Source organism: Bradyrhizobium sp. USDA 4454, from assembly GCF_054822705.1.
This window is the reverse complement of sequence record NZ_JBTRCN010000001.1, coordinates 8,227,379-8,253,627: the sequence shown is the minus strand read 5'-3', so window position 1 is coordinate 8,253,627 and position 26,249 is coordinate 8,227,379. Positions and strand designations below refer to the sequence as shown.

26 protein-coding genes are annotated in these 26,249 nt (G+C 63.7%); 19 read left to right on the top strand and 7 right to left on the bottom strand.

What is annotated here, in order from left to right:
- Positions 1-20: 20 nt before the first annotated feature.
- Entirely contained in the window at positions 21-683 is a 663-nt protein-coding gene (locus tag ACVIW0_RS38395; RefSeq protein ID WP_461356954.1) for a helix-turn-helix domain-containing protein, read from the bottom strand.
- Positions 684-977: 294 nt separating this feature from the next.
- Here ACVIW0_RS38395 and ACVIW0_RS38390 point away from each other — a divergent pair, with 294 nt between their 5' ends.
- From ACVIW0_RS38390 to ACVIW0_RS38345, 10 genes are all read left to right on the top strand, one after another.
- Complete coding sequence (locus ACVIW0_RS38390) at positions 978-2,291, top strand: transporter substrate-binding domain-containing protein (RefSeq protein ID WP_461356953.1); 1,314 nt, start codon at positions 978-980, stop codon at positions 2,289-2,291.
- 78 nt (positions 2,292-2,369) lie between these two features.
- The gene (urtB, locus tag ACVIW0_RS38385) at positions 2,370-3,272 is read left to right on the top strand and encodes an urea ABC transporter permease subunit UrtB (protein WP_461356952.1); all 903 of its coding nucleotides are present in this window, start codon (positions 2,370-2,372) and stop codon (positions 3,270-3,272) included.
- 36 nt (positions 3,273-3,308) lie between these two features.
- Complete coding sequence (gene urtC / locus ACVIW0_RS38380; RefSeq protein ID WP_461356951.1) at positions 3,309-4,424, top strand: urea ABC transporter permease subunit UrtC; 1,116 nt, start codon at positions 3,309-3,311, stop codon at positions 4,422-4,424.
- 9 nt (positions 4,425-4,433) lie between these two features.
- Entirely contained in the window at positions 4,434-5,177 is a 744-nt protein-coding gene (urtD, locus tag ACVIW0_RS38375) for an urea ABC transporter ATP-binding protein UrtD (RefSeq protein ID WP_461356950.1), read from the top strand.
- A gap of 2 nt (positions 5,178-5,179) precedes the next feature.
- On the top strand, positions 5,180-5,878 hold the full coding sequence (locus tag ACVIW0_RS38370; protein ID WP_461356949.1) for an ATP-binding cassette domain-containing protein: 699 nt from the start codon (positions 5,180-5,182) through the stop codon (positions 5,876-5,878).
- Between the two features lie 17 nt (positions 5,879-5,895).
- Complete coding sequence (locus ACVIW0_RS38365) at positions 5,896-6,336, top strand: N,N-dimethylformamidase, small subunit (protein WP_461356948.1); 441 nt, start codon at positions 5,896-5,898, stop codon at positions 6,334-6,336.
- Positions 6,337-6,376: 40 nt separating this feature from the next.
- Complete coding sequence (locus ACVIW0_RS38360; protein ID WP_461356947.1) at positions 6,377-8,776, top strand: N,N-dimethylformamidase beta subunit family domain-containing protein; 2,400 nt, start codon at positions 6,377-6,379, stop codon at positions 8,774-8,776.
- Positions 8,777-8,838: 62 nt separating this feature from the next.
- On the top strand, positions 8,839-9,873 hold the full coding sequence (locus tag ACVIW0_RS38355; RefSeq protein ID WP_461356946.1) for a hypothetical protein: 1,035 nt from the start codon (positions 8,839-8,841) through the stop codon (positions 9,871-9,873).
- A gap of 11 nt (positions 9,874-9,884) precedes the next feature.
- Entirely contained in the window at positions 9,885-10,190 is a 306-nt protein-coding gene (locus ACVIW0_RS38350; RefSeq protein WP_461356945.1) for a hypothetical protein, read from the top strand.
- 9 nt (positions 10,191-10,199) lie between these two features.
- Positions 10,200-10,844, top strand: a complete 645-nt coding sequence (locus ACVIW0_RS38345; RefSeq protein ID WP_461356944.1) for a tetratricopeptide repeat protein — start codon at positions 10,200-10,202, stop codon at positions 10,842-10,844.
- Positions 10,845-10,859: 15 nt separating this feature from the next.
- Here the strand turns inward: ACVIW0_RS38345 and folD are convergent, their stop codons facing one another.
- Genes folD through ACVIW0_RS38315 form a run of 6 tightly spaced genes read right to left on the bottom strand, consistent with a single transcriptional unit; the run spans position 10,860 to position 17,741 of the window.
- A complete protein-coding gene (folD, locus tag ACVIW0_RS38340; protein WP_461356943.1) occupies positions 10,860-11,735 on the bottom strand; it encodes a bifunctional methylenetetrahydrofolate dehydrogenase/methenyltetrahydrofolate cyclohydrolase FolD in 876 nt (291 codons plus the stop codon).
- 3 nt (positions 11,736-11,738) lie between these two features.
- Positions 11,739-12,602 (bottom strand): formyltetrahydrofolate deformylase, encoded by an 864-nt coding sequence (gene purU / locus ACVIW0_RS38335; protein WP_461356942.1) that lies wholly within the window; start codon positions 12,600-12,602, stop codon positions 11,739-11,741.
- A gap of 24 nt (positions 12,603-12,626) precedes the next feature.
- Entirely contained in the window at positions 12,627-13,235 is a 609-nt protein-coding gene (locus ACVIW0_RS38330; protein ID WP_461356941.1) for a sarcosine oxidase subunit gamma, read from the bottom strand.
- Positions 13,228-16,212 carry a sarcosine oxidase subunit alpha family protein gene (locus ACVIW0_RS38325; protein WP_461356940.1) on the bottom strand — a complete coding sequence of 995 codons (2,985 nt, stop codon included), beginning with the start codon at positions 16,210-16,212 and terminating at the stop codon, positions 13,228-13,230. Before ACVIW0_RS38325 ends, ACVIW0_RS38330 begins: the two co-directional genes overlap by 8 nt.
- A gap of 2 nt (positions 16,213-16,214) precedes the next feature.
- Positions 16,215-16,469, bottom strand: a complete 255-nt coding sequence (locus tag ACVIW0_RS38320) for a sarcosine oxidase subunit delta (RefSeq protein WP_461356939.1) — start codon at positions 16,467-16,469, stop codon at positions 16,215-16,217.
- Positions 16,470-16,490: 21 nt separating this feature from the next.
- Positions 16,491-17,741: a sarcosine oxidase subunit beta family protein gene (locus ACVIW0_RS38315; RefSeq protein ID WP_461356938.1), complete on the bottom strand. Its 1,251-nt coding sequence runs from the start codon at positions 17,739-17,741 to the stop codon at positions 16,491-16,493.
- 59 nt (positions 17,742-17,800) lie between these two features.
- Here ACVIW0_RS38315 and ACVIW0_RS38310 point away from each other — a divergent pair, with 59 nt between their 5' ends.
- The 9 genes from ACVIW0_RS38310 to ACVIW0_RS38270 all read left to right on the top strand — a co-directional run bounded on the left by ACVIW0_RS38310 (position 17,801) and on the right by ACVIW0_RS38270 (position 26,170).
- Positions 17,801-18,784, top strand: coding sequence for a GlxA family transcriptional regulator (locus tag ACVIW0_RS38310; protein WP_461356937.1), 984 nt, complete (start codon positions 17,801-17,803; stop codon positions 18,782-18,784).
- An 89-nt stretch (positions 18,785-18,873) separates the two neighbouring features.
- Entirely contained in the window at positions 18,874-20,034 is a 1,161-nt protein-coding gene (locus ACVIW0_RS38305; protein ID WP_461357545.1) for a transporter substrate-binding domain-containing protein, read from the top strand.
- A 20-nt stretch (positions 20,035-20,054) separates the two neighbouring features.
- Positions 20,055-20,663 (top strand): ANTAR domain-containing response regulator, encoded by a 609-nt coding sequence (locus ACVIW0_RS38300; protein WP_461356936.1) that lies wholly within the window; start codon positions 20,055-20,057, stop codon positions 20,661-20,663.
- 392 nt (positions 20,664-21,055) lie between these two features.
- A complete protein-coding gene (gene ureE / locus ACVIW0_RS38295; RefSeq protein ID WP_461356935.1) occupies positions 21,056-21,583 on the top strand; it encodes an urease accessory protein UreE in 528 nt (175 codons plus the stop codon).
- A 2-nt stretch (positions 21,584-21,585) separates the two neighbouring features.
- On the top strand, positions 21,586-22,257 hold the full coding sequence (locus ACVIW0_RS38290; protein ID WP_461356934.1) for an urease accessory protein UreF: 672 nt from the start codon (positions 21,586-21,588) through the stop codon (positions 22,255-22,257).
- 12 nt (positions 22,258-22,269) lie between these two features.
- Entirely contained in the window at positions 22,270-22,965 is a 696-nt protein-coding gene (locus ACVIW0_RS38285; RefSeq protein WP_461356933.1) for an urease subunit beta, read from the top strand.
- Between the two features lie 27 nt (positions 22,966-22,992).
- The gene (gene ureC, locus ACVIW0_RS38280) at positions 22,993-24,702 is read left to right on the top strand and encodes an urease subunit alpha (protein ID WP_461356932.1); all 1,710 of its coding nucleotides are present in this window, start codon (positions 22,993-22,995) and stop codon (positions 24,700-24,702) included.
- A gap of 3 nt (positions 24,703-24,705) precedes the next feature.
- Positions 24,706-25,356 (top strand): urease accessory protein UreG, encoded by a 651-nt coding sequence (ureG, locus tag ACVIW0_RS38275; protein WP_461356931.1) that lies wholly within the window; start codon positions 24,706-24,708, stop codon positions 25,354-25,356.
- Positions 25,322-26,170 carry an urease accessory protein UreD gene (locus ACVIW0_RS38270; protein WP_461356930.1) on the top strand — a complete coding sequence of 283 codons (849 nt, stop codon included), beginning with the start codon at positions 25,322-25,324 and terminating at the stop codon, positions 26,168-26,170. Before ureG ends, ACVIW0_RS38270 begins: the two co-directional genes overlap by 35 nt.
- The last annotated feature ends 79 nt before the right edge of the window (positions 26,171-26,249 follow it).

Sequence of the window (26,249 nt, the reverse complement as noted above, 5' to 3'; positions counted from 1 at the left end):
AGCAAGCGGCTGCAACGAGATTAGGCGGAGCGGCGCGGATACACGATGATCGACAGGTAGGTCATCGGGCGCTTGACCAGGACCTCCGGTCCGTGGAGCGCACCGGAATCGAACAGGATGGAATCGCCCGGACGCAACCGGTAGCTCTTGCTGCCGTGCCGATAGAGAACCTCGCCACTCAACATGTAGATGAACTCCGTTCCGGCGTGCTGGAACTCGGTGTAGGCCTCGGCTTCCTCCTTCAGCGTGATGAGATACGGCTCGACGACGACGTCATCGTCGTTCACGTGGCCGAGCAACTGATAGACGTGTCCAACCTTGGTACCGCGGCGCTCGATCACCACGCCCTGCTTGGCGCGAACGAATGAGCAGTCGCGGCGTTCTTCGGATGCAGCGAACAATCGGCTGAGCGGCACTGTCAGCGCGTGCGCAATCGACTGCAGTGTCGAAAGCGACGGGGAAATCTGGCCGTTTTCGATCTTCGAGAGCATGCCGCCAGAGATGTTGGCGGCATTTGCAAGATCGTTGACGGAGAGATCCTGTTCGCGGCGCGTGTCTCTGATCTTTGCGCCAAGCGCACGCTCGAGACTCCGGTCGCTGGCGACCGGAGCGCTCGATCCGGTGTGATAGGTAGAGTCCGCGTCGGTTGCGTCCGTCGATCGCGCTGCGGTCTTTCGTTTCATGTGGTGGTCCCTCTTTCGTCACCCCTCGTAACATGTCGACGAGGCGGGTCGATAATGATTTCTGCAACCGGAGCGGGTCGATTGTCCCTTGTCCCGCGCAAGCCGTTCGGCGTGAAGCCTGTCTATTTTTTCAGATGCTGCCTCCCCCACGGTGCTCGCGCTCATTTCTGTAATTCCGTCGTCGGAGGCAATTATAACTCACAGTGCACAAAATTTATTCTTGAGAAAGTTCCGGTCGGCCGTATCGTGTAGAAAATAGATTTCGTATCAAGAAAGTCACCTGGAGATGTCGTTATGCGGACGGATCGTCGGAATTTCATGAAGGCCACGTTGGGCGCCGCCGCAGTGGCCGCGGCACCCTACGGATTTGTCAAAAGCATCAATCAGGCCTGGGGCGCGCAATCCTGGCTCAAGAAGGGCGAGCCGATCAAGGTTGGCCTCCTCTTCTCGCTCACCGGCGGTCTCGCGGTGCCGGAAGAGGATTCCACCCTCGTGATGCAATACGCGATTGACGAGATCAACAAGGCCGGCGGCATCGCCGGCGCGCCGGTCGAGCCGGTGATCGTCGACGCGAAATCGGACTTCAACGTCTACTCCGAGAAGACCAAGGAGTTGATCCTTCGCAATCGCGTCGTCGCGATCTTCGGCTGCTACACTTCGGCGAGCCGCAAGGCCATCCTGCCGACGGTCATGGCGCAGAATCACCTGCTGTATTATCCGACCTGCTACGAAGGGGCAGAGTGCACGCAGAACACGATCTGTACCGGTCCGCTGGCGAACCAGCACTCCAAGGACCTGATCCCGTTCATGGTTCAGCAATTCGGCAAGAAGGTCTTCTTCGTCGGGTCGAACTATGTGTGGCCGAAGGAATCCAACAAGAACGCCAAGGTCTGGCTGCAACAGGCCGGCGGCGAACTGCTCGGCGAGGAGTACATTCCGCTCGGCAGTTCCGAGTTCGGCCCGGTGCTCAACAAGATCCGCGAAGCCAAGCCGAACTTCATCTTTTCGACCGTGGTCGGCGCGTCCGATATCGCCTTCCACAAGCAGTTCAAGCAGGAGGGTTTCAAGGTCGACTCCATGCCGATCGCCTCGCTCACGACGGGCGAGATCGAAACGCGCGCCATGGGTAACGAATACGGCGCCGGTCACTTTCTGTCGGCCCCGTACTTCCAGGGCCTGGACAATCCGACCAACCACAAGTTTGTCGAGGGTTTCCTCAAGAGCAAATACGGCAAGAACGGCGTCACGCACTACAACATGGAGGAGACCTATCTCTCCGCCTATGTCTTCAAATATGGGCTGGAGAAGGCGATCGCCAAGGTCGGCGTCGAGGACGTGACGCCCCGCGTGATCCGGGACAACACCGGCGGCATCAAGGTCGAGGATGCCGTGTCGCCCGAAGGGCTGATCTGGATCGACGACCAGAACTTCAACACATGGCTGAAGCCGAAGATCGGGCAGTGCCAGGCTGACGGCAGCTTCAAGATCGTGAAGTCATCCGCAGAACACGTCGCGCCGGATCCATACTCGATCTATCCGGATCTCGGCAAGTGCACTGCGGACGGCCTCAAGGCGGCTGACGGCAAGGTCCGCAAGGGCGTGATCTGACATCCGCGCACGACAGAAGCCCGTGGCGCCGAGTCCCGACGCCGCGGGCAAGCGATTGAATTCACGACGGAGCTGCGCATGGCGGTCGGGTCTTTTTTCACGTCGTTCGATCTGAGCGCGTTCATCAACGCGCTCATCCTGGGCGTCAGTATCGCCAGTATCTGGTTGATAGCTGCGCTCGGACTGACGATCATCTATGGCGCTGCCGGCGTGATCAACATGGCGCATGGCGAGTTCATCATGCTCGGCGCCTACAGTTCCTACATGCTGCAGAGTTTTCTGGGTCTTCCATTCATTCTGTGCGTCCCGGCCTCCTTCCTGATCGTGGCCCTGGTCGGCCTGGTGCTGGAGCGCGGACTGATTCGCTATCTGTACAAGCGTCCTCTCGACACGCTGCTGGCGACGTTCGGCGTATCGCTGGTGCTGATGCAGGGCGTCCGGCTGATCTTCGGCAGCGATCCGAAGTACCTCGCGGTGCCGCAAATCTTTTCGAGCAACATCCAGTTCGCCTTCATCAACATCTCCGTGTTTCGCGTGGTCGTTCTGCTGGTGACGCTGGGGATCGTGGCCGCGCTCTGGGCGCTGTTCTATCGGACGCGCTTCGGCGTCCAGGTGCGCGCGGTGATGCAGGACAAGGAGATGGCGGCGTCTTTCGGCGTCAACGCCGACCGGATTTACATGCTGACCTTCGCGCTCGGCGCCGGTCTGGCCGGCGTGGCGGGCTCGCTGTTCGGCGTCCTCAACATCGTGCTCCCGACCATGGGCGCGGCCTATGTGGTGCAGGCATTTCTGGTGGTGGTGGTCGGAGGCGGCACGCTGGCCGGCAGCGTGGTGGCAGGTGGCGCGACCGGCGAGCTGCAGTCGATCTTCGCTTATTTTACCAACGACACGTTCGCCCGCTTCCTGTTGTTCGTGCTGATCGTGGTGTTCCTGCGGATTCGTCCGCAAGGGCTGTTCGCACCCTCGGCCAAGCGGCGCTGAGCGGCAGATGGTGCGTTCGGGAAGGGGAATGCGGACATGAATCTCTATCACAGGCCGGCCGCGCAGTGGCTGTCCTATCTCGTCTTCTACACGGTTCTTGCGGCCGTCCCGTTCGTGGTCAGCGACAACTTCCTGCTGAACCAGCTGTCGACCTACGGCGTGTTCGCGATGCTGGCGCTGTCGATCAGTCTGTGCTGGGGATTTGGCGGCATCCTGAACCTCGGCCAAGGCATCCCGTTCGGTCTCGGGGCCTACGGCATGGCAATGACCATGCAGATGCAGTCGCAGGACGCGTCCAACCCGATGCCGCCCTTCATGCTGAACAACAGCCTGGATCACCTGCCGCTGTTCTGGGTGCCGTTCTGGAACACCAGCGTCGGGATCGTCCTGGCGCTGGTCGTGCCGACGCTGTTCTGCGCGATCTTCGGCTGGCTGATGTTCCGCGCTCGCGTCTCGGGCCCGTTCTTCGCGATCATGACGCTCGCCATGCTGAGTGCGTGGGGCACGCTGATCCTCGACATCCAGCCCTACACCAACGGCGTCAACGGCATTACTCCGCCTGCACCGTTGAAACTTGGCGAGATCGTCGTCGACCCCTACAGTCCGGGCGCCTATTGGACCGTGCTCGCGCTGCTGGTCCTGGCGACGATCATCGCCAAGCTCATGACCCAAAGCCACTTCGGACTGGTCGTGCAGTCCGTGCGCAACGACGCCGAACGTGTTCGCTTCCTCGGCTACAACGTCGCAGGCTACGAGACGGCGATCTACACAATCTCGGGCTTCTTCGCTGCGGTGGCCGGCTGCTGCTGGGTGATGCTGACCCAGTACGTCTCGCCCGCCCAATTCGATACCACCTTCAGCCTGTCGATGGTGATCTGGGCGGGGATCGGCGGCCGAATGTCCCTCATGGGTGCAATCCTCGGCGCCTTCCTGATCCAGGGGGCGCAGAGCTATCTCGGCGACGCGTTCCTGAACACCTGGCTGCTGATCCTCGGCGGCTTCTTCATCCTCGTTGTGCGCTTCCTGCCCAAGGGGCTGATCGGGCTGGTCGAGAGTGCGCTCGGACGCTTGTCCACGTCGACCGGCGGCAAGACGGACGGCAACGGCGTGTCTTCCGTGCAGGGCCGCCTGCTGTCGCAACCCGGCGAGTGAGGTGCGGCCATGAGCTTTCTCGAGATACGCAATCTCTGCAAGAGTTTCGACACCGTCTCGGTCATCAACGATTTCAGCATTGAGCTGGTCGAACAGACGTTGTGCTGCCTGGTGGGACCGAATGGGGCCGGCAAAACCACAACGATGGATCTGATCACCGGGCGGCAGAAGCCGACCTCGGGGACGATCATGTTCTGCGACGACGATATCACCGGCCTCGATGAGCACGAGATCGCCCGCCGCGGCATCGGCCGCAAATTCCAGGTACCGGCGGTATTTCGCGACCTGACAGTGCGACAAAACCTGGAAGTTGCTTATAGCCGCAGCACAAATCCGCTGAAGAACCTGTTTCGCTTCCGGGCGCCGGGCTTTGCGGCGAAGCTCGACGAGGTCTTGTCGCTCACCGGCCTTGACGGCAGGCTGAATATCGAGTCCGGCATTCTCTCGCACGGCGAGACCCAGTGGCTTGAGATCGGCATGGTGCTGATGCAGGACCCGCGCCTGCTTTTGCTCGACGAGCCGGTCGCCGGCATGACTGAGTCGGAGATCGAGAAGACCGCGGAGATCTTCAACAAGCTCAAGCGGACCAATTCCCTGGTGGTGGTCGAGCACGATATGGCCTTCGTCCGCCAGATCGCCGACGTGGTCACCGTGATGCACATGGGGAGCCTACTCGCGCAGGGGCCGATCAGCGAGATAGAAGCCAACGAGCGCGTCCGCGAAGTCTATCTCGGCGACTCTGAGGAGGCCTGATCATGCTGCTCGCGATGGACCGGGTCACCTCCTATTACGGCAAGACGGCGATCCTGAAGGACTTTTCTTTCGGCATCGAAGAAGGCAAGTGTCTGTGCGTTCTTGGCCGCAACGGCGTCGGCAAGACCACGCTGATGCGCACCATCATGGGATTGACCGACAGGTCGGTCGGCGACATCACCATCAAGGGAGCGCAGATCGGTTCCTCGCCGACGCATCTCCGGGCGAAGCTCGGTATCGGCTACGTCCCTCAGGGGCGTGGAATTCTCTCGGAGTTCACCGTCCGCGAAAACATTCTGCTGGGGACCTTCGCGCGCCACGACGGTCGTCCGGAGATTCCGGATATCTGCCTTCAGATGTTCCCCTATCTGAAGGCGAATCTCGACCGCCGGGCAGGCCTCCTGTCCGGCGGTCAGAAGCAGCAGCTTGCCATCGCGCGCGCGTTGGCCGTCGATCCCAAAATCCTGCTGCTCGACGAGCCCACCGAGGGCATTCAGCCGAACATCGTTCACGAGATCGGCGAGACTCTCATGACCCTCAATCGCAAGCTCGGAATTACCCTTCTTCTCACTGAGCAGCATATCCGGGTCGCCCGGCGGTTGGGGGACGCGTTCCTGATGGTCGACAATGGCCGCCTGGTCGCGAGCGGTCCGATGGCCGAACTGACCGACGACGTCATTCACAATCACCTCACCATTTAGCTAACTGGAGCAGACTGATGATTCCGATCCCTCGACCGTCGACGCCTGATGCCCAGCGCATGATCAAGGAACACAAGGAATGCATTGATTCGATGAAGGGCGTTGCCGGCAACAGCGTGCTCAAATGCGCGACGCCCGGCGATACCACGACGGTGACCGGCGGAATTCATGACGATTTCCAACTCAATCGCGTCCTGCTGCGGATGCGCGCCGCGCCGGCGAAAGGCAAGCTCGTCGTCGTCTGCACCAAGGTCGAAAAGGAATGGCGTATCGCCCGGCTCTCGGGCATCCGCGGCGTGCCGCCCGAGTTCGTCAATGACAAGGTCTACGACAACGAACAGGACCCGCAACACGACATCTTCCTGATGCGGCTCGAGGAATATCCGGAGAACGACGGATTCCCCGAGCACTTCCGCGAAGGATGGAAGCGCCGCGACGACATGTGGACTGTGACCTGATTGCTATCGAAGCGAAATGTCTAGGGTTGAGGGCAAGATCATGAGTTGGATGAAGATTACCGGCTACGCGGACAAGTTCAGCGTGCACCCCGGAGACACCATCAAGTTCTATGTGAATTGCGACGGTCCGGCCGAATACAAGGCCGAGATCGTCAAGATGATCCATGCGGATACCAATCCCCGCGGACCGGGATTCATCGAGGAGAAGATCGAGGCGGCCTGCAACAGCACATACAAGGGCATGAAGCAGGATATCTATGGCGGCTCCTACGGCTTCGTCGTGGACAAGCCGCAATTCTGCCTCGAGAGCGTAACGCTCCAGTGCTGGATCTGGCCGACCACGCCGAAGACCCATCCGAAATACTGGAAGCACGGTGCCCAGGGTCTCGTCACGAAATGGCTTGACGGCAAGGGCTACGGTCTCTTCATCAACGAGGAAGGCTGTGTGGAATTCCGCGTCAACGACCAGGTCGTCACGACCGGGGCTCCGCTGCGCGACCACGCCTGGCACTTCATCGCGGCGACGTTCGACGCCAAGACCGGCGAAGCGGTGCTCTATCACGAGCCGCAGATCGTCTACGCACTCGATCCGGAGATCGCTCCGGTCACCAAGAAGCTGTCGACCAGGCTCGCCTACACGCCGGGTACGCCAACCGTGATCGCCGGCTACTGCGGCGCGCTCAGCGACGCGCCGCAGGCAAAGGCGTCGGTGCCGCCCGGTATCCTCATCAAGGGACACTACAACGGCAAGATCGACAGTCCGCGGGTGTGCAACCGCGCCCTCAGCCGCCTCGAGATCGAGACCATGAAGCTCGGTGCGCAGCCAGGTCTCACGGAGCGGCGGAACTCGGGTCCGACCGGCAAGCTCTCCGAGGCGATCGTCGCGTCCTGGGATTTCTCGGACGGTATCAACACGCTGGTCGGCAAGGACAAGGGGCCCTACCTGTTCGATGCGACCATCGTGAACTGCCCGACCAGGGCGATGACCGGTTACAATTGGGAAGGCCAGGTGTTCGACTGGAAGACTGCGCCGGAACAGTACGGTGCCATCCACTTCCATGATGACGACATCGACAATGCGCGCTGGCAGGTCAGCTTCGAGTGGTCTGTGCCGAAGGGTACCAGCAGCAAATTCTATGCAGCAAAGCTGACGTCCAAGGACGGCGACGAGGACTACATCCCGTTCTGGGTGGTGCCGCGCGTGGGCGAAGCAACGGCCAAGGTCGCCTTCATGGTTCCCACCATCAGCTACATGGCCTATGCCAACGAGCATCTCGCGAACAATGCGGGCGGCGCCGAGCTGCTGGTCTATCGCGTGCCGATCATGCAACAGCAGAACATGTTCCTCTCGGAGCACCGCGAGTATGGCGGATCTATCTATGACACGCACACCGACGGCAGCGGCCTCTGTCTGTCGTCGCGGCTGCGTCCGATCCTGAGCATCCGGCCGAAATACGATCACTTCCTCGCGCAGGCGCCGTGGCAGTACCCGGCCGATCTCCACATGATCTACTGGCTGGAGAAAAAGGGCTACGAGTACGATGTGATCACCGACGAGGACGTCACCTATGACGGCCTTGCGCGGCTGGAAAACTACAATGTGATCATCACCGGCTCGCACCCCGAGCACAACAGCGGGCCGCAGCTCGATGCGCTCCACAACTACATGCAACGTGGCGGCCGCTTCATGTATATGGGAGCCGACGGTTGGTACTGGGTCCACTCCTACCATCCGGCCTATGACGGCCTCGGCCGCGGCATCGTGACGGAGATGCGGCGTTGCGAGAGCGGCATCCGCACCTGGCGCGCCGATCCGGGCGAATATTATCACCAAGGCACCGGCGAGCTGGGAGGCATGTGGCGCTTCCGCGGCCGCTACCTGCACACGGTGGCCGGAACCGGCATGTCGTCGGAAGGCTTCGACATCTCGTCGTACTACTCGCGGACGCCGGAGAGCAACGATCCGCGCGTGGCCTGGGCCTTCGAGGGCATCAATTACGACGAAAAGCTCGGCAATTTCGGCCTGGTGGGCGGCGGCGCCGCCGGCACGGAGCTCGACATCGTCGACACCATGCTCGGCAGCCCGCCGCACACGCTGGTGGTCGCGACGTCCGCCGGCCGGCACACCGAAGGTTACCTGCTTGTCATGGAGGACTACGGCTTCAATCAGCAGGGTCTCGACGGCACGCAGCATCCGCGCGTGCGCTCGGACATTGCCTATCACGAGACTCCGAACGGCGGCGCGTCCTTCGCGTTCTCGTCGATCGCATTCTGCGGCGCACTGCCCTGGAATAACGGCGACAACAACATCTCGACGTTGGTTGGAAATGTACTCGACCGCTTCATGGCGGACGGTCCGCTGCCGATGCCGGATGCAGCCGCCATTATCCATCGCGGGCGCGCGGACTACGACCAGCCGATGAACAAGGCGCGCAAATAGCGCTGATGCCGGCAGCACGGGGGCGCCGCTGCGGCGCCGCCCCCGACAACATGAGGTGCAGCATGCTCGCGCATCCCGACACCGCCTATGTCGATGAAGGCGTTGATTTTCTCGACGCCCGGCTTTTCGACGCCTGTCGCGCACCGTTCGGCCTTGCGACGGTGTTGCCGCGCCGCGCCTATACCTCGGAGGTGTTCCAGCAGCTCGAGAACGAGAAGGTCTGGACACGCGACTGGATCTGCGTCGGCACGTCGCCGGAGATCGACGGGGTCCACGATCTCCTGCCTTATACGATCGGACAGCACGCAATTCACGTGCAGCGGCAGGAAGACGGTTCGCTGATCGGACGCTTCAACAAGGCGCAACATGGCGGATGCCGCAGCATCCCCGCTCAGTGCCGGACCGGGAAGAAGACCAAGTGCTCTTATACGTCCTGCGGCTACAGCCGCGATCGCGGCGTCATTCAGGGCGGCGCCTTCGCGGAGATGTCGCCGCAGATGGGACAGTATCTCGGCGCGGTGCCGGAGCGGCTGCTTCCAGCGAAGGTGAAGACGGCGGGTCCGCTGATCTTCGCCAATGTCGATCCCACGCACGATGTCGAGCGTCAACTCGATCAGCCGGTCTTGGCGAAAAATCTGGTAAGGCTCAGTGGGCACTGGCAGGAGCATCATTCCAACTGGAAGCTGGCCGGTGCGGCCCTGATCGACGTCGCGCGCTCTCACGAAGCAGGAGGTGGAGCCGTCAATCACATTGCGGCAGACTGGTTCTTTCCGAACCTGGTGCTGATCAGGGCGCGGCATGCGACGCTTGCGATCGTGCTTCAGCCAACGGCGATGGACCAGACGCTCTGGCGGCTCTCCTTTTTCAGCGCTCCCGATCTGTCCCACGTCAGGCATGAATCGGCTTACGGCGCGCTCCTGCGGCTGACTGAAAAGGCCGCGGCCGAGGCGACCACGCGACAGGCCAATGTCGAATTGTGCCTGGCCGGGGACGCGTTGGAACGCAGCCGAGCGGGCTGGCAGTTCAATCAGCTGCTGATTCAGCGAATCACGGAGCATCACGTTTCCTACTGGAACGCTCCCTTGGCGCACGCGTGACGGAGGCGCGGATGGTGTCCAGCGTCCAGCAAGTGAAGTACGAGTTCCTCGCCTATATCAAGGAGTTCGACGAACTCTTCCCGCACTGGTGCGTCGGTATTTCCGATGCTCCCAAGCAGGCATTGTTCGAGAAGCACGGCGTCCACACCGAGCAGGATCCCTGGCTGTACAAGCAACTGCTCACGCACAGGGCCGCGCGGACGGTCTACGACTACTTCGTCCAGCATCTGAAGACCGCCGGCGTCCCGCCCGAGGGCGACACGAACGAGTTCGACTGCGTCTACCTGTTCAGGATTTCCTCCCACACCCGCCAGTAAGGAAAGCCCATGCCAACCACAAGCGAGGGCGAAGCCGCCTTCATGGAACGCGACTACGAGAAGGCGCGGCTGATCTGGGAGCCGCTGGCGGAGACCGGAGATGCCGAGGCCGAGGCCTGGCTCGGGGCTCTCTATGCCAATGGGTTCGGGGTCGAGCGCGACACGTCGCGCGCCTTCGTGCTGTACCTGCGTGCGGCCGAGAAGGGCAATCCGCTGGCCGCCAACAATGTCGGCGCGATGTATGCAAGGGGGCAGGGGATCACCGCGGATGCGGCGCAGGCCGCCTCCTGGTTTCGCCGGTCGGCCGAGCAGGGCGACGTGCTCGGGCAATTCAACTACGCCTCATTGCTGACCAAGGGACAGGGCGTTGCGGTCGACATGGCGCAGGCCGTCGAGTGGTACCGGCGCGCAGCATCGGCCGGGCACTATCCGTCGCAGGCGCGGCTTGGCTATTGTTATGCGAGGGGACGCGGTACGCCGGTCGACCGTATCGAGGCATTTGTCTGGCTCAGCGCTGCGGCCCGGCATGGTGTCGGCCTCGCGATGGCCGAGCTCGAAGAGCTCGTCGGGAGCATGAGCGAGGACGAAAAGCGCGAAGGCCGTCGCCGTCTCGGCGAGCGCGGTGGTTCGCAGATGACCGCACTGCCGGTCTGAAGAGTTCTCCGCGGTTCAGCAAGTCCCGGTACGGGAACGAGCGGCCTGCAGCGTATTGCGCAACAGGCAGGCGATCGTCATTGGGCCGACCCCGCCCGGCACCGGCGTGATCGCCCGCGCGACCGCCACGGCTTCGGCGAACGCCACGTCTCCGACCAGCCGTCCCTTCGGCGCACCGGCTGTGGGCAGCCGGTTGATCCCAACGTCGATCACGATCGCACCCGGCTTGATCCAGTCGCCGCGCACCATCTCCGGACGGCCGACCGCGGCGATCAGGATATCAGCCGTCCGGCATAGGCCCGCCAGTTCGCGGCTTCTAGAGTGCGCCGTCGTGACTGTACAGTCGGCCTGGAGCAGCAGTTGTGCGATTGGCTTGCCGACGATGTTCGAGCGGCCGAGCACCACGGCGTGCAAGCCGCGTGGCGCAGGCTCCACCGATTGCAGCAGCAGCATGCAGCCCAGCGGCGTGCAGGGAACGAGGCCGGGCAATCCGCTCATCAGGCGCCCGGCATTCTCGGGATGGAAGCCGTCGACGTCCTTGACGGGATCGATGGCCTGGATCACCGGATCGGTCTGGATATGGGCGGGCAGCGGTAGCTGCACCAGGATCCCGTCGACCGCGTCGTCGGTGTTCAGCCGCGCGATCAGTGCAAGCAGCTCCGTCTGAGACGTGTCGGCGGGCAACCGGTGCTCGAATGATCGCATGCCGGCGGCGACAGTCTGCCGCGATTTGGATCCCACATAGACTTCGCTGGCCGGATCGTTGCCGATCAGCACGACGGCAAGGCCGGGTTGCCGGCCTGCCTGGCGGCTCCATTGCGCGACCTCGACCGCGATTTCCGCACGCAGCTTGTCCGCGATCGCCTTGCCGTCGATGATGCTCGCCCGCATTGCTCAGTCCCTGAAGATCACGGTCTTTCGTCCGTTGAGGATCACGCGGCCGTCGATGTGCCAGAATACGGCTCGCGACAGCACACGACGTTCGATGTCGCGGCCCTTGCGCACGAGATCGTCCGGTTGGTCCTGGTGCGAGATGCGTTCGACGTCCTGTTCGATGATCGGCCCCTCGTCGAGGTCGGCCGTCACGTAATGCGCGGTGGCACCGATCAGCTTGACGCCGCGGCTGTGCGCCTGATGGTAGGGCTTCGCTCCCTTGAAGCCCGGCAGGAAGGAATGGTGGATGTTGATGCAGCGGCCCGCGAGCTTGACCGAGAGATCGTCGGAAAGGATCTGCATGTATCGCGCCAGCACGACGAGATCGACTTGGCGCTGTTCGACGATTCGCCAGATTGCAGCTTCCTGCTGCGTCTTGGTCTGCGGCGTGACCGGGAGATGATCGAAGGCGATGCCGCTCAGATCGTGATGGAGATAGGTTTCGCGGGGATGATTGGATACGATGCCGGCCATCTCGATTGCGAGTTCGCCGATGCGCCAGCGGTAGAGCAGATCGGCGAGACAGTGGTCGAAGCGCGACACCAGGATCAGGACCCGCGCCTTGTCCGACGTCGCACGCAGCGTCCATTGCATGTTCAGGTCCGTCGCCAGGCCAGTCAGCGCCTCTCGAAACCCGGACAGACCGCCGCCGTCCAGGACGAAATTGAAGCGGATGCGCGCAAAGAACAGATTGGTCTCGACGTCATCATATTGGTGGGCTTCCTGGATGTTGCCGCCTGCGTCGAACAGAGTCCGTGCCACTGCCGCGACGATGCCGGGTCGATTCGGACAGGAAAATGTCAGGACGAAGCTGCTGGCGGACATTGAGGATCCATATCGTTGAAGGGATCACGGGCCGGTCGGCGAGCCTTGCCAGGTCAGGCCGAATTCGGCCGCGCTCTCGGAGAACCAGTGCCAGAAGCTTTCTGCGAGGCTGCGGAACAGGCTGATCTCGAAGCAGGCAGTGCCGTCGGGCGCATCGTCGCGTCGCCAGATCGTGACGCCGAGATGGGACACGATCGTGGTCGCAGCGTCGCCGCTCTTGAACGCGTGGCCGTCGAGATCGATCGGGAATCCCTTGGCCAAGGTGTCCCTGATCGCCGTGCCGCCGACGCGAAACACCGCGTAACCGCCGCTCTGGTCCGAAATCGACGCCGCGCCGGCGACCAGCGATCGGAAAGACGCATGGAACGACGCGGGGTCGGTCTCGCTGATGCCAAGCCATGATTGCGGGCCGAGGCCGACAAACGCGATGTCGCGTCCTGTCACGAAGGCGGGACGTTCCGGCAAGGCCACCTGGAAAGACTGCGCGATGCGTGCGCGCAGGGCCTGCTCCTGCCCCCGACGGGCCTGCACGGTCGCAAGCGCAAGGCCGCGACGCTCCATGATCGTCACGCCCCCGCCGGATACGCCGTGCGGGACCCACGACAAGGCAGGCGTCTGAGTTAGCTCAGCCATGGAGACGCTTCCCGTCGGGGTCGAGGAAGACGGGCGATACTACCTCCACCACGGTGTCGCCGTTCCGGACCGGATCATAGGCGCGCATGCGCTGGTCGTGGCGGGCGGGTCCGTGCTTGAGGAAGCCGAGCCCGATCCAGTGTCCGAGCGTCGGCGAGAAGGCGACGGAGGTCACGTACCCTTCATCGTTCTCCATCGTCGCCCGAGCCCCCGGCGCGAGGAAGTGCGCGCCGGCGCGGAGCCGCTCACCCCGATCAACCGGGCGGATGCCGACCAGCGCAGGCCGATCGGCCGCGATCAGGCCGGGGCGTTGTGCCAGCACCCGCCCGATGAAGTCCTTCTTCCGGGACATCATGCGGCCGAGGCCGAGATCGGCTGCGGTCGTCATGCCGTTGAGCTCGTTGCCGGCGACATGTCCCTTCTCGATGCGCATGACACCGAGCGCTTCGGTGCCGTAGGGGATCGCGCCGATCCCGGCGCCGGCGTCCATGATCGCCCTGATCGCCGCGTCGCCGAACGTCGCCGGCACCGCGATCTCATAGGCGAGTTCGCCGGAGAACGACACGCGGTAGATCCGTGTGGTCACGCCGCGCCAGGCGAATTCGGCGCAGCCCAGATACGGCAGCGCCGCATCGGAGACGTCGAAGGCGTCGCCGAGCAGGCGCGCGAGAAGCTCGCGGGAGCGAGGACCGGCGATCGCGTACTGCGACCACTGCTCTGTGACCGACATCAACTGAACGTCGAGCTCCGGCCACAGCACCTGGCGGGCGTGTTCGAGATGCTGCATCACCTTGCCGGCGTTCGCCGTCGTGGTCGACATCATGTAGTGATCGGGGGCAAATCGCGCACAGGTGCCGTCGTCCATGGCGATGCCGTCTTCGCGCAGCATCAGCCCGTAGCGGACCTTGCCCACCGGCAGGGTCGAGAACGTGTTGGCGTAGATGCGATCGAGAAAAATGCCTGCGTCGCTGCCCTGGACGTCGATCTTGCCCAGCGTGGACACATCGCAGACCCCGACCCGTTCCCGGGTCTCGCGGACCTCTCGGCTCACCGTGGCCAGCCAGTCGGTCTCGCCCGGTTGTGCGAACCATTGTGCGCGCATCCATTGCCCGGCCTCCACGAAGGTGGCGTTTCGTTCGCCGGCCCAGCGATGTCCGGCGGTCAGACGGGTCGGCCGGAATTGCCTGCCACGATGGTGTCCCGCAAAGGCCGCGATTGCGACCGGCGCATAGGGCGGGCGTAGCATGGTGGTGCCGACCTCGCTCATCGTGCGGCCGGTCAGTTCGGCCATGATCGCGTGGCCGTTCACGTTCGAGGTCTTGCCCTGATCGGTCGCCATGCCGAGCGTGGTGTAGCGCTTGAGAAGTTCGACGGACCTGAAACCTTCGCGGGCGGCGAGCGCGACATCGTCGTCGGTCACATCATTCTGGAAATCGACGAATGCTTTCGACCGCGAACCGGCGACATGCCAAAGCGGTGAGATACCGTCGAACTCGGCCTCCGCCTGTGGGATGGCGATCGCCTTGGCCGAAAAGCCGAGAGCGTCCGCAATTTGCGATCCCGCTGTGGCGCCGTCGCGCAGGGCGTCCGGCAGCGTGAAATGTCCGGCTGCGGCGCCGACCACGGTCATGCCGGGCGGGACCGTGCCCGGGATGAAAGTGGCGAGCGGCTCCGACCATTGCGGCCGGCTGCCGAGATGGGTCGTCAGCGCCAGGTTCGCATTCCACCCGCCGGAGATCGCGAGCAGATCCACCTCGAGTTCACGGATGCGGCCGCTGGCGTCGCGCACCACGACGGCCTTGAGCCTGTGGCCGCCGCGCGTATCGATCACTTGCGCGCCGGGAATGACCGCAATGCGCGCGTCCTTTGCCCGGCTCGCGAGTGCTGGATGGACCTGAGGCCGCGTGTCGATAACGGCGGCAACCTCGACGCCGTGATGCACGAGGTCGAAGGCGGTCGACCAGGCATCGTCGCAATTGGCAAAGACCGCGCACCGGTGACCCGGCGCCACTGCGAACCGGTTCAGAAAAGTGCGGACCGCGGAGGCGAGCATGACACCCGGCCGATCATTGCCGCCGAATACGATCGGGCGCTCGAGGGCACCCGCGGCGAGGACGCTGCGCCTGGCGACGATTTTCCAGAGGCGTTGGCGCGGCTGCTGCGGCGCGGGGACGGGCAGATGGTCGGACACCCGCTCAATGGCGCCATAGGTGGCCGAGTCGTAGACGCCGAACACGGTCGTCCGGCGCAGCACGCGGACGTTCGGCAAGGCCTCGAGCTCCGCGACGGTCCGCCGGACCCAAAGCGGGCCGGCAAGGCGGTCGATCTCGTGCATATCGGCGTTGAGCCGGCCGCCTGCGGCGAAGTCCTCCTCGCAGAGGATGACGCGCGCCCCGGTGCGACCGGCGGCGAGGGCTGCGGCAAGCCCGGCCGGACCGCTGCCGATCACCAGAAGGTCGCAGAATGCATGCGTCTTCTCGTAGCTGTCGGGGTCGGCTTCGTTGCTGGCGCGTCCGAGCCCCGCCGCGCGGCGGATCGCCGGTTCATAGATCCTCTCCCAGAACGCGGCCGGCCACATGAAGGTCTTGTAGTAGAAGCCTGCGACCAGGAACGGCGAGAGCAGCGAATTGACGGCCGCGATGTCGAGCTTCAGGGACGGCCAACGGTTCTGGCTGCGCGCCTCCAGCCCGTCGAACAGCTCGATGGTCGTCGCGCGCGTATTCGGCTCGCGCCGCGCGTCCCGCCGCAGTTCGACCAGAGCATTGGGCTCTTCCGCGCCTGCCGTCAGGATGCCGCGCGGCCGATGGTACTTGAACGAGCGTCCGACCAGCCGGACGCCGTTGGCGAGCAGCGCTGCGGCGAGCGTATCGCCGGCGAAGCCGGAATAGGATCTGCCGTCGAACGAGAAGCGCAGTTGGGCCGAGCGGTCGATCTGTCCGCCTGTGCCGAGCCTGTAGGGTCCGGGGCGATTACCCATGGTCAGGTACCGCAAAGGGCTGAGCCGAGGATCTCGTGCGTGCGCGTGTCGCGTGTCACGCGTACCCAGCTCCGGCAGCCATTGGCATGATACCAAAGCTCGGCATGCGGCCCGGCCGGATTGTCCCTGAGATAGGTTGCCTCGTAGAACCGGCGGGGCGCATCGGGCGCGGCGGGATCGGGGCGCGGCACCGGATCGCCGTAATAGACGAACTCGCTGAGGTCGCGCTCACCGCAAAAGGGACATGGGATACGCATCTCGGAGTGTCCGTCGCAAGCCTAGTGAAGGTTGGGTTGGGCGCCCTGGCCCTTTTCATCGATCAGATGACCGGTCTCGAAACGATCGAGCCGGTAGTCGGACGCGACCGCGTGATGTTCGTCGCGCGCGAGCAGATGGGCGAAACACCAGCCTGATGCGGGCGTCGCCTTGAAGCCGCCATAGCACCAGCCGGAATTCAGGTAGAGCCCGTCGAGCGGCGTACGATCGATGATCGGCGAGCCGTCCATCGACATGTCGAGCAGGCCTGCCCAGTTGCGCAGGATGCGGACCCGCCCGATGATCGGCATCAGGGCCATGCCGCCTTCGCAGACGTCCTCGACGACGGGCAGATTGCCGCGCTGGGCGTAGGAGTTGTAGCCGTCGATGTCGCCGCCGAACACCAGCCCACCCTTGTCGGACTGGCTGATGTAGAAATGTCCCGCGCCGAAGGTGACGACGCCGGGGATCAGCGGCTTGATGCCTTCGGAAACGAAGGCCTGGATCAGATGGCTCTCGATCGGCAATCTCAGGCCGAGCATCTTCGCGACCCGAGAACTGCTGCCGGCGACGGCGAGTCCGACCTTGCCGGCGCGGATTTGGCCGCGCGTGGTCTCGACGCCGACCACGCGATCCCGATCGCGGATGAAGCCGGTGACTTCGCAATTCTGGACGATGTCGACGCCGAGATCGCTGGCGCCGCGTGCATAACCCCACACCACGGCATCGTGTCGCGCGGTGCCGCCGCGACGCTGCAACAGACCGCCCTTGATTGGAAACCGGGCATTGTCGAAGTCGGCAAAGGGGAGAATGCGGCGAACCGCGTCTGCATCGATCAGCTCGGCATCTGCGCCGGCGAGCCGCATCGCGTTGCCGCGGCGCGCGAAGCTGTCGCGTTGTGCGTCCGAATGGAACACGTTGAGCACGCCGCGTTGGCTGACCATGGCGTTGTAGTTCAATTCCTGCTCGAGCCCTTCCCAGAGCTTCATCGACCATTCGTAAAACGGCTCATTCCCCGGCAGCAGGTAGTTGGACCGGATGATGGTGGTGTTCCGTCCGGCGTTTCCGGATCCGATCCAGCCCTTTTCGAGCACGGCGACATTCCTGACGCCGTGCTGCTTGGCGAGGTAATACGCTGTCGCGAGACCGTGCCCGCCCCCGCCGACGACGATGACGTCGTAGCTCGGCCGCGGCTCCGCGTCCCGCCAGACCGGTTGCCAGTCGCGATGGCCGCGGAGCGCCTGCCGGGCGAGGGAGAGAAACGAGTAGCGCATGGTCGCGGCACCCCGAGAAGCTTGTGAGCCAAATCTTCTCCTGATATGCAAATCGACATATGGCAAAAAACGACCAAAACTTGTCCTTGGACGACAAGCCGAGAATGCGGCGGGTGGGCTTTTTGCTGATCCCGGGATTTGCCTTGTTGTCCTACGCGTCTGCGATCGAGCCGCTTCGGGCCGCCAACGTCCTGACCGGCAAGCCGCTCTATCGATGGCAACACATTTCGATTCAGGGGCATGATGTCGTCGCCTCCAACGGCGTGCGCATCCAAGCCGATGCAAGCATTGCCGATATCGGCAGATTGGATGCGGTGATCGTATGCGCCGGAGGAAACCCGCAGACCTTCCGTCATCCGGCGACGCTGGCCTTCCTGCGCAAGGCTGCACGGCACGGTGTCAGACTGGGAGGGGTGTCGGCCGGTCCCTTTCTGCTCGCACGCGCGGGCGTGCTCGACGGCTACCGGTGCACCGTCCATTGGGAGCACATCCCGGCGTTCACCGAGACGTTTCCTTTTCTGCGCCTGAGTCACTCGCTGTTCGAGATCGACCGGGACCGCTTCACGTGCGCCGGCGGTATCGCGGCGCTCGACATGATGCATGCGCTGATCCGCATCGATCATGGCGCGGCGGTCGCGGCCTCCGTCAGCGACTGGTTCCTGCAAACGGAAGTCCGCCGCGGCGAGGTGGCTCAGCGCCTCGCGCCCGCCGAACGCTTTGGCGTGCATCATCCGAAGCTGGTTCTTGCGCTGTCGCGGATGGAGAAGAGCATCGAGGCCCCGATAGGCCCGCGCCGGCTCGCACGGGACGTCGGCCTCTCGGTCCGCCAGCTCGAGCGGTTGTTCGCGCGGCATCTGCGCAGCACGATCACGCGGCGCTATGCGCAATTGCGCCTGGAGCGCGCCAGGCTGCTGCTGCGGCAGACGACCTTGCCGGTGAGCGAGATCGCCACCGCCACAGGCTTCGCAACCCACGCGAATTTTTCCCGGGCCTACCGCCGTCAGTTTGGCCAGACACCGCGCCGGGAGCGTGCGATCGACTGAATGGCGTCGATGGCAGCGGATGTGGGTTTTCAACGCCGCCAGACATGCTTTATGGATAGTCTTGTTACAACGAGGTGACATGGCTCGTCATGGCGGCGATGAACACTGATGCTTGGCGGGTGGGTGTGCTGTTCTCCCAAACCGGGGTGACGCAGGCGATCGAGCGGACGCAGCTCAATGCGACTTTGCTCGCGATCGACCAGATCAACGGCAATGGCGGCATCCTCGGGCGGCGCATCGAGCCGGTCATGTACGATCCGGCCTCAGACCCAAAGAAGTCCCGTGCCTTTGCGGAACGGCTGTTCCAGGTCGACCGGGTCAGGCTGCTGTTCGGCTGTTACATGTCGAGCACTCGGAAGGCCGTGTTGCCCGTCGTCGAGGGGCATCGCGGCCTGTTATTTTATCCGACGCTCTACGAAGGCTTCGAGTATTCGCGACACTGCATCTATGCAGGCGCCGCTCCCAATCAGAACTCGCTGCAACTTGCGCGATTCCTGCTGTCGACCTACGGCAATCGCTTTCTGTTTGTCGGCTCGAACTACATCTATCCCTACGAATCGAATCGGCTGATGGCGGACTTCGTGGCGCAGGGAAGCGGAAAGGTCCTCGACGAAATCTATGTGCCGCTCTATCCGCAGGAAAAGGATTTTGAGAAGGTCATCAATCGGATCAAAAAGACCTCGCCGGACGTGATCCTGTCGTCGGTCGTCGGCAGCGGGACGTCTCGTCTCTACAAGGCTTATCGCGCCGCGGGTTTTGATCCGGCTCGAATGCCGATCGCGAGCCTCACGACCAGCGAGGCGGAGGTTATCGAAATGGGCGCGGACGCGGCCGAAGGCCACATCACGGCGGCGCCGTTCTTCGAAACGCTGTCGTCGCCCGCCGCACGGCGTTTCGTCGGCAGCTTCAAGGAGAAATACGGGCCCGACGCTCCTGTCACTGCCGCCGCCGAGTCGGCCTATTTCCAGGTTCACCTCGCCATGCATGCGGTCGCCAGGTGTGGTTCCGACGATCCCGAGCAGGTGCTCGTGAACCTGCGCGACACCGAGTTCGACGCGCCGCAGGGCCGGGTTAGGATCGACGCCGAGAATAACCACACCTATCTGTGGCCCCGCATCGCGCGCCTCGACCGGATGGGGCGGTTTCAGATCGTGTGGAATCCAGGCGTGCGCGTGAAGCCTGATCCCTATTGCGTCGTCCAGAGTCTCGACGACTGGTCGGTTGACGACCTGCCACTGCTGCACCCCTGACGAATTGCGGAGAGCGCGACGTGGCTATCCAAATTCTCAGGGACTTGCGCGGGCTGCGGGTCCATGTCGTGTCCGCCCCGGACCCCGAGCGCGCCAAGCTTGTCGAACATTTGCGGCGCATCGGCTGCATGGTCGAGACGCAGTGGCCCGTGCCGGAGTGCTGGGCCGACGGCGCGGACATCGTGATCCTGTCGATCGAGCACGACGATCGCTTGGAAATCCAGCGCCTGCTGAAGTCCGATGCCGATCATCGTCCAACCCTGATTGCGGCGGTCAGCTACGAGGATCCGACGACGCTGCAGCTCGTGCTCGAGGCGGGCGCCGTCGCGGTCATCGAACGGCCCATCCGTCCGTTCGGGCTGCTCACCAATCTCACCATCGCGCGCAGCCTTTGGCTGGAGCGCCGTGCGACCGAAAAGCGCATCCGCAAGCTCGAGCGGAAGCTCGCGGGAATCCAGCGCATTCAGAAGGCGAAGACCGTTCTGATGGACAGTCAGGGACTGAGCGAAGCGGACGCGTATGAAAGCATCCGCAGGCAAGCGATGTCGAAGCGCTTGTCGATGGACGATATGGCTGCTGCAATCATTCATGCAAATGAGCTGTTGCAATACAGAGCCAAAGGTGATTAGCTTTTGACATTCGCCGAGGCAGAAATGTCCGGTGAACACCGCCGAACCATCGATGATGCTGGTTCGGCACACGGCTAGGCAGCCCGGGAGATCCGCGAGGATCTGTCGGGCTTTTTTGTTTTTCGGATCGTGCATCACCGTTGGCGCGCCAGCGCTCTCGGGGAGCCGGTTTGGTCTGCAAGTTGTTCCGGCGGGAAGCAGCGCGCCTCGGCGGCGAACGATGAGGTGTGTCTTGTGAGAGGTGTCTTGTGAGGTGTGTCTTGGACGAATGCCCTGCAGCGGTCCTTTGACGAACTCCTCACGTGCGGCCAGCGCGATCAGGCTTCCTTGGCCTGCCACGCTGCTTGCGCGGAGCAGACCGGCGTAATGGAGCGCGTGTGAAAGGACATGGAATGCGGCGGATCGAATGCGTAGTGGGAAGTCGGCTCGAGCCCGGCCTGTCCGAAGCATTGCATCGGCTCGAGCATCGTGGGGCAGTTGACGTCGTCAATATTCCCGTTGCCGATCTTGCACGCAGAAGGCTGCTCATCGCGACGCAGAGCGGCGAGGAACTTGCGATCGCACTGCCGCGGAACCAGAAGCTGTTCGATGGCGCGGTCCTCCTGCTCGACGATACCAGGGCCATTGTGGTGAGAGCCGCGACCGAGCGCTGGCTTCGGCTCGATCCGCGCTCGATCAGCGACGCCATCGAGCTTGGCTACCATGTCGGAAATCTGCACTGGCGCGTCCGCTTCGCCGGGGAAGTCCTGCTGGTGGCGCTCGAGGGCCGTCCGGAGGATTACATCGCGCGTCTGGACGGGCTGATCGAATCCCGGCGGGTCGGCATCAGCGTGCTTGACGAGGAGGTCGGCGAAGCCGCGCCGTCGCCGGACGACCACGTCGGCATTGCGCATCATCATCCGCACGACCACAGCCACTAGCCATGTTGTCCACGTTGCGCGCACTCTGGCAGGCGGATGGGACGTTTCCCAGCGGCTCCTTTGCGTTCTCCTACGGCATCGAGGGCGCGATCGCGCTGCGCCAGGGGATGGATTCGTCGGAATTCGGGCGCTTGGTCGAGACGGTGATCAGACATCGCTGGGCCGGTTTCGACCGGATCGCATTGCTGCGAGCGTTTCGGGCGCGCGGCAATCTGGTTGAAATCCTCGCCGTCGACCGGGAGGTCGACGCCTCTACATTGATCGGATCCCTGCGTAGCGGCTCGCGTCGCAACGGGACATCATTTCTTGCCTCGCACGCCCGGCTTGGTAATGGGCTTGCGCAACGCTTGCGCGATGCCGTGCGAAAGGGCGACGGCCTCGGTCATATAAGCGCGATGCAGGGCGCAATCTGGTCGGAAGAGGGGCTCGACGAAGGACTTGCGCAGATCGCGTCCGGCTACACCACGGCCTGCGGACTGATCAGCGCGGCGATTCGTCTCGGCGCAATCGGCGTGGTGCAGGGCCAGAGGGTGCTGCGCGACAGCCTGCCCCTGATTGATGCGCTTGCAGCGGAGCCCGTGCCTGATGATGCCGAGATGCAGAGCTTTCTGCCATTCCTCGATGTCGCCGCTGCCCGCCACGAGCAGGCCGATCTCCGGCTATTTGCAAATTGAGAGGGACCCGGCATGCTGTTGACCCCGACCGAACTGGAGCGCCTCACGATTTTCAACGCTGCCGAACTCGCACGCCGCCGGCGCGCGCGAGGGCTGAAGCTGAACTACCCGGAAGCTGTCGCCATCATCACCGACGACATTCTGGAAGGTGCGCGCGACGGGCGCTCGGTCGCCGACCTGATTGGGTTTGGCTCGACCATTCTCTCGACGGCTGATGTCTTGCCCGGCATCGCCGCCATGATGGACATCATCCAGGTCGAGTGCGCCTTTCCGGATGGCACGAAGCTCGTCACCGTGCATGAACCGATTCGCCCGGCGCCGGGCACCGAGGCCGACCTCGAACGTCCCGGCCTGATCACCGCTGGCGACGGAGCCATCGAGCTCAATGCCGGCCGCCGCACCATCAAACTGACTGCCGTCAACACCGGCGATCGGCCGATCCAGATCGGCTCGCACTTCCATTTCTTTGAGGTCAACAAGGCGCTCGAATTCGATCGTGCCGCCGCTTTCAACATGCGGCTCGATATCCCGGCCGGCACGGCGGTGCGGTTCGAGCCGGGGGCGACGAAAGACGTGTCGCTGGTCGAATTCGGCGGGCAGCGTCAACTGACCGGGTTGAACAATCTGACCAATGGCATGAGCGCTGATCCGGATGTGCGCGAGGCGGCACTGGCGCGTGCCAAGGCGCGAGGTTTCCGCGGCGCATGACCCGCAGGATGACGACAGGAGGAAGAGGTGGCTAAGATCGACCGGCATGACTATGCCGCCATGTACGGACCGACCACCGGCGACTCCGTCCGCCTCGGCGACACCTCGCTGCTGGCGGTGGCCGAGAAGGACCACGCGGTCTATGGCGACGAATGCCTGCACGGCGGTGGCAAGACGTTGCGCGACGGCATCGGCATGGCCGGCATCACCAGCGCCGAGGGCGCGCTGGATTTCCTGCTCTGCAATGTGCTTGTGATCGATCCCGTCATCGGCATCGTCAAGGGTGACCTCGGCATCCGCCACGGCCGCATCGTGGGAATCGGCAAGGCCGGCAACCCCGCCATCATGGATGGCGTCGATCCGCGTCTGATCGTGTCGACGGGTACGACGGTGCGCGATTGCGAAGGTCTGATTGCAACGCCCGGAGCGATCGACGTTCATGTGCATTTCGACAGCGCGGCGCTCGTCGAGCATGCGCTTGCGAGCGGTATCACCACCATGATCGGCGGCTCGCTCGGTCCGATCACGGTTGGCATCGACTCCGGCGGTCCCTTCAATACCGGCAAGATGCTCCAGGCGGCGGAAGCCTGGCCGATGAATTTCGGCTTTCTGGGCCGCGGCAACGCGCATCGCGTTCCCCCGATGGTCGAGCAGCTTGAAACCGGCGTGATGGGGTTGAAGCTGCACGAGGACTGGGGCTCGATGCCGGCCGCGATCGATACCTGTCTGCGTGTCGCCGATGATTATGACTTCCAGGTGCAGATCCACACCGACACGCTGAACGAATCCGGCTTCGTCGAGAATACGCTGGAGGCGATCGGCGGCCGCACCATCCATATGTATCACACCGAAGGCGCCGGCGGCGGGCACGCGCCCGATATCATCCGCGTTGCCGGCGAGATGCATTGCCTTCCGTCGTCGACCAATCCGACCAATCCCTATACGGTCAATACGTTCGACGAACATCTCGACATGACCATGGTCTGTCATCATCTCAATCCGGCGATTCCCGAGGACGTGGCGTTTGCGGATAGCCGCATCCGGGCGCAGACCATCGCCGCCGAGGACGTGTTGCACGACATCGGCGCCATCTCGATGCTTGGGTCCGACAGCCAGGGCATGGGACGTATCCACGAGGTCATCTGCAGGACCTGGCAGCTTGCTTCCAAAATGAAGGATCAGCGCGGTGCGCTGCCGGAGGAGCGGCCGGGCTTCGGCGACAACGCGCGCATCCGGCGCTACATCGCCAAATACACCATCAATGCTGCCAGGACATTCGGCATCGCCGATCACATCGGATCGCTCGAGGATGGCAAGATCGCCGACATCGTCTTGTGGCGGCCGGCCTTTTTCGGCATCAAACCGGAACTCGTCGTGAAGGGCGGGTTCATCGCCTGGGGTGCGATGGGCGACAGTGCCGCCTCGCTGATGACCTGTCAGCCGATCCTGATGCGGCCGCAATGGGGAGCTTTCGGCCGCGCCCCGGCGGCGCTGTCTGCCTGCTTCGTTCATCCGCTGGCCCTGGAGCGCGATCTCAGCGGGGCCCTGGGCCTCTCGAAGCGGCTGCTGCCGGTGCGCAACACCCGCAAGCTCTCCAAGCGCGACATGCTGTGGAATGATGCCTGTCCGAAGGTGACGGTCGACCCCGAGACCTTCGACGTCTTTGTCGATGGCGTGCTTGCGACTTGCGAGCCGGCGCACGAATTGCCGCTGTCGCGGCGCTATATGTTGAGGTGAGTGATGCTCGACCCGACCCACGTCAGTCAGCAGACGAGGACCGGACCGGGCGCGGCCCGCGTCGGGATCGGCGGCCCCGTCGGCTCCGGCAAGACCGCGCTGATCGAAGCCCTGATCCCGGTACTCCAGCGGCGCAGCATCGATTTCGCAGTGGTCACCAACGATCTCGTCACCAGGGAGGATGCCGAGCGCTTGCGGCGCTCCGGGCTGATCGATCCGGCGCGCGTCTCGGCGGTGGAGGCCGGCGCCTGTCCGCACACCGTGATCCGCGAAGACCCGACATTGAATATCGCGGCCGGCGACGAGCTCGAGGATCGCTTCCCCGGCCTTGAGCTGATCCTGTTCGAATCCGGCGGCGACAATCTCGCATCGACCTTTTCGCTCGACCTGGTCGATTGGTGGATCTTCGTCATCGACGTGGCGGGCGGTGACGATATTCCGCGCAAGAAAGGACCCGGTCTGCTGCGCTGCGACCTGCTGGTGGTCAACAAGGTCGACCTCGCGCCCCATGTCGGAGTCGATCTCGAGCGTATGCTTGCCGAGGCCAGAGCGGTGCGCGCGGGACGACCGGTTATCGCGACCAACATGCGGGCCGGCGTCGGGATCGAGGACGTCGCTGATGCGATCGCTGCCGCTGTCCTCTTTCGCGTTTGACGCCGGCCGTGTGGCGGAGGCGCATCTCGCGGCGGAGTTTGCCGGCGGCCGCACCATGCTGCGCCGCCAGCATGTCGGCTATCCCCTGCATGTCACCCGGGGATTCCATCTTGACGCCATGCGACCGGACCTTCTCACGCTTTATATTCAATCGGCCTCGGGCGGCCTCTACGCCGGCGACCGGCTCAAGCTGCACGTCGCAGTTGGTGCAAACGCGGCGCTGCATCTCACCACCCAGGCGGCAACGGTCGTTCACGACGGCAAGGATGGTGCCTCCGTCCAGCAGGTGCGGATCAGTGTCGGAAAGGGAGCGTTCTGCGCGATATCGAGCGATCCCTATGTGCTGTTTCCCGGCGCGAATCTCTCCGTCGATACCGTCGCGGTGGTTGATGATGACGCAGTGCTGTTCCTCGCCGACGGGATCTCTATTCATGATCCCCGGCGATCGGGCCGGGCATTTCGTCAATATGTCGGCCGCCAGTGCGTCGTACGGCCGGATGGCCGGCTTCTGCTGAAGGATTTCGGGCGCGTTGCCGGCGAAGCGCTGCGGAATGGCCCGCTCGGGACGATGGCGGCGACCGCGACGGCGCTCGTCATTGCTCCCCTCGAGAAGTGGCCGTCCGTTGAAGCCTTGACGCAGGCGGTCGATCAATGCGGCTGCATTGCCGGCGTGTCGGAAGCGCCGAATCAGGCGGGGCTGGTGATCAGAATGCTGGCCCCGGACGGCGGCATTCTCACGCGGGGGATCGAGGCTGCATTTCACGTTGCCGCGCGCGGCACGCTTGGCGTGGAGCTTGCGCGCCGGCGCAAGTGACTGCACGAACCGGCCCGGTCCTCGGATGTCCTTCGAGCACCTGGAGGGACGTTGAACGTCGGTTGGCTGCTTAGGCGTC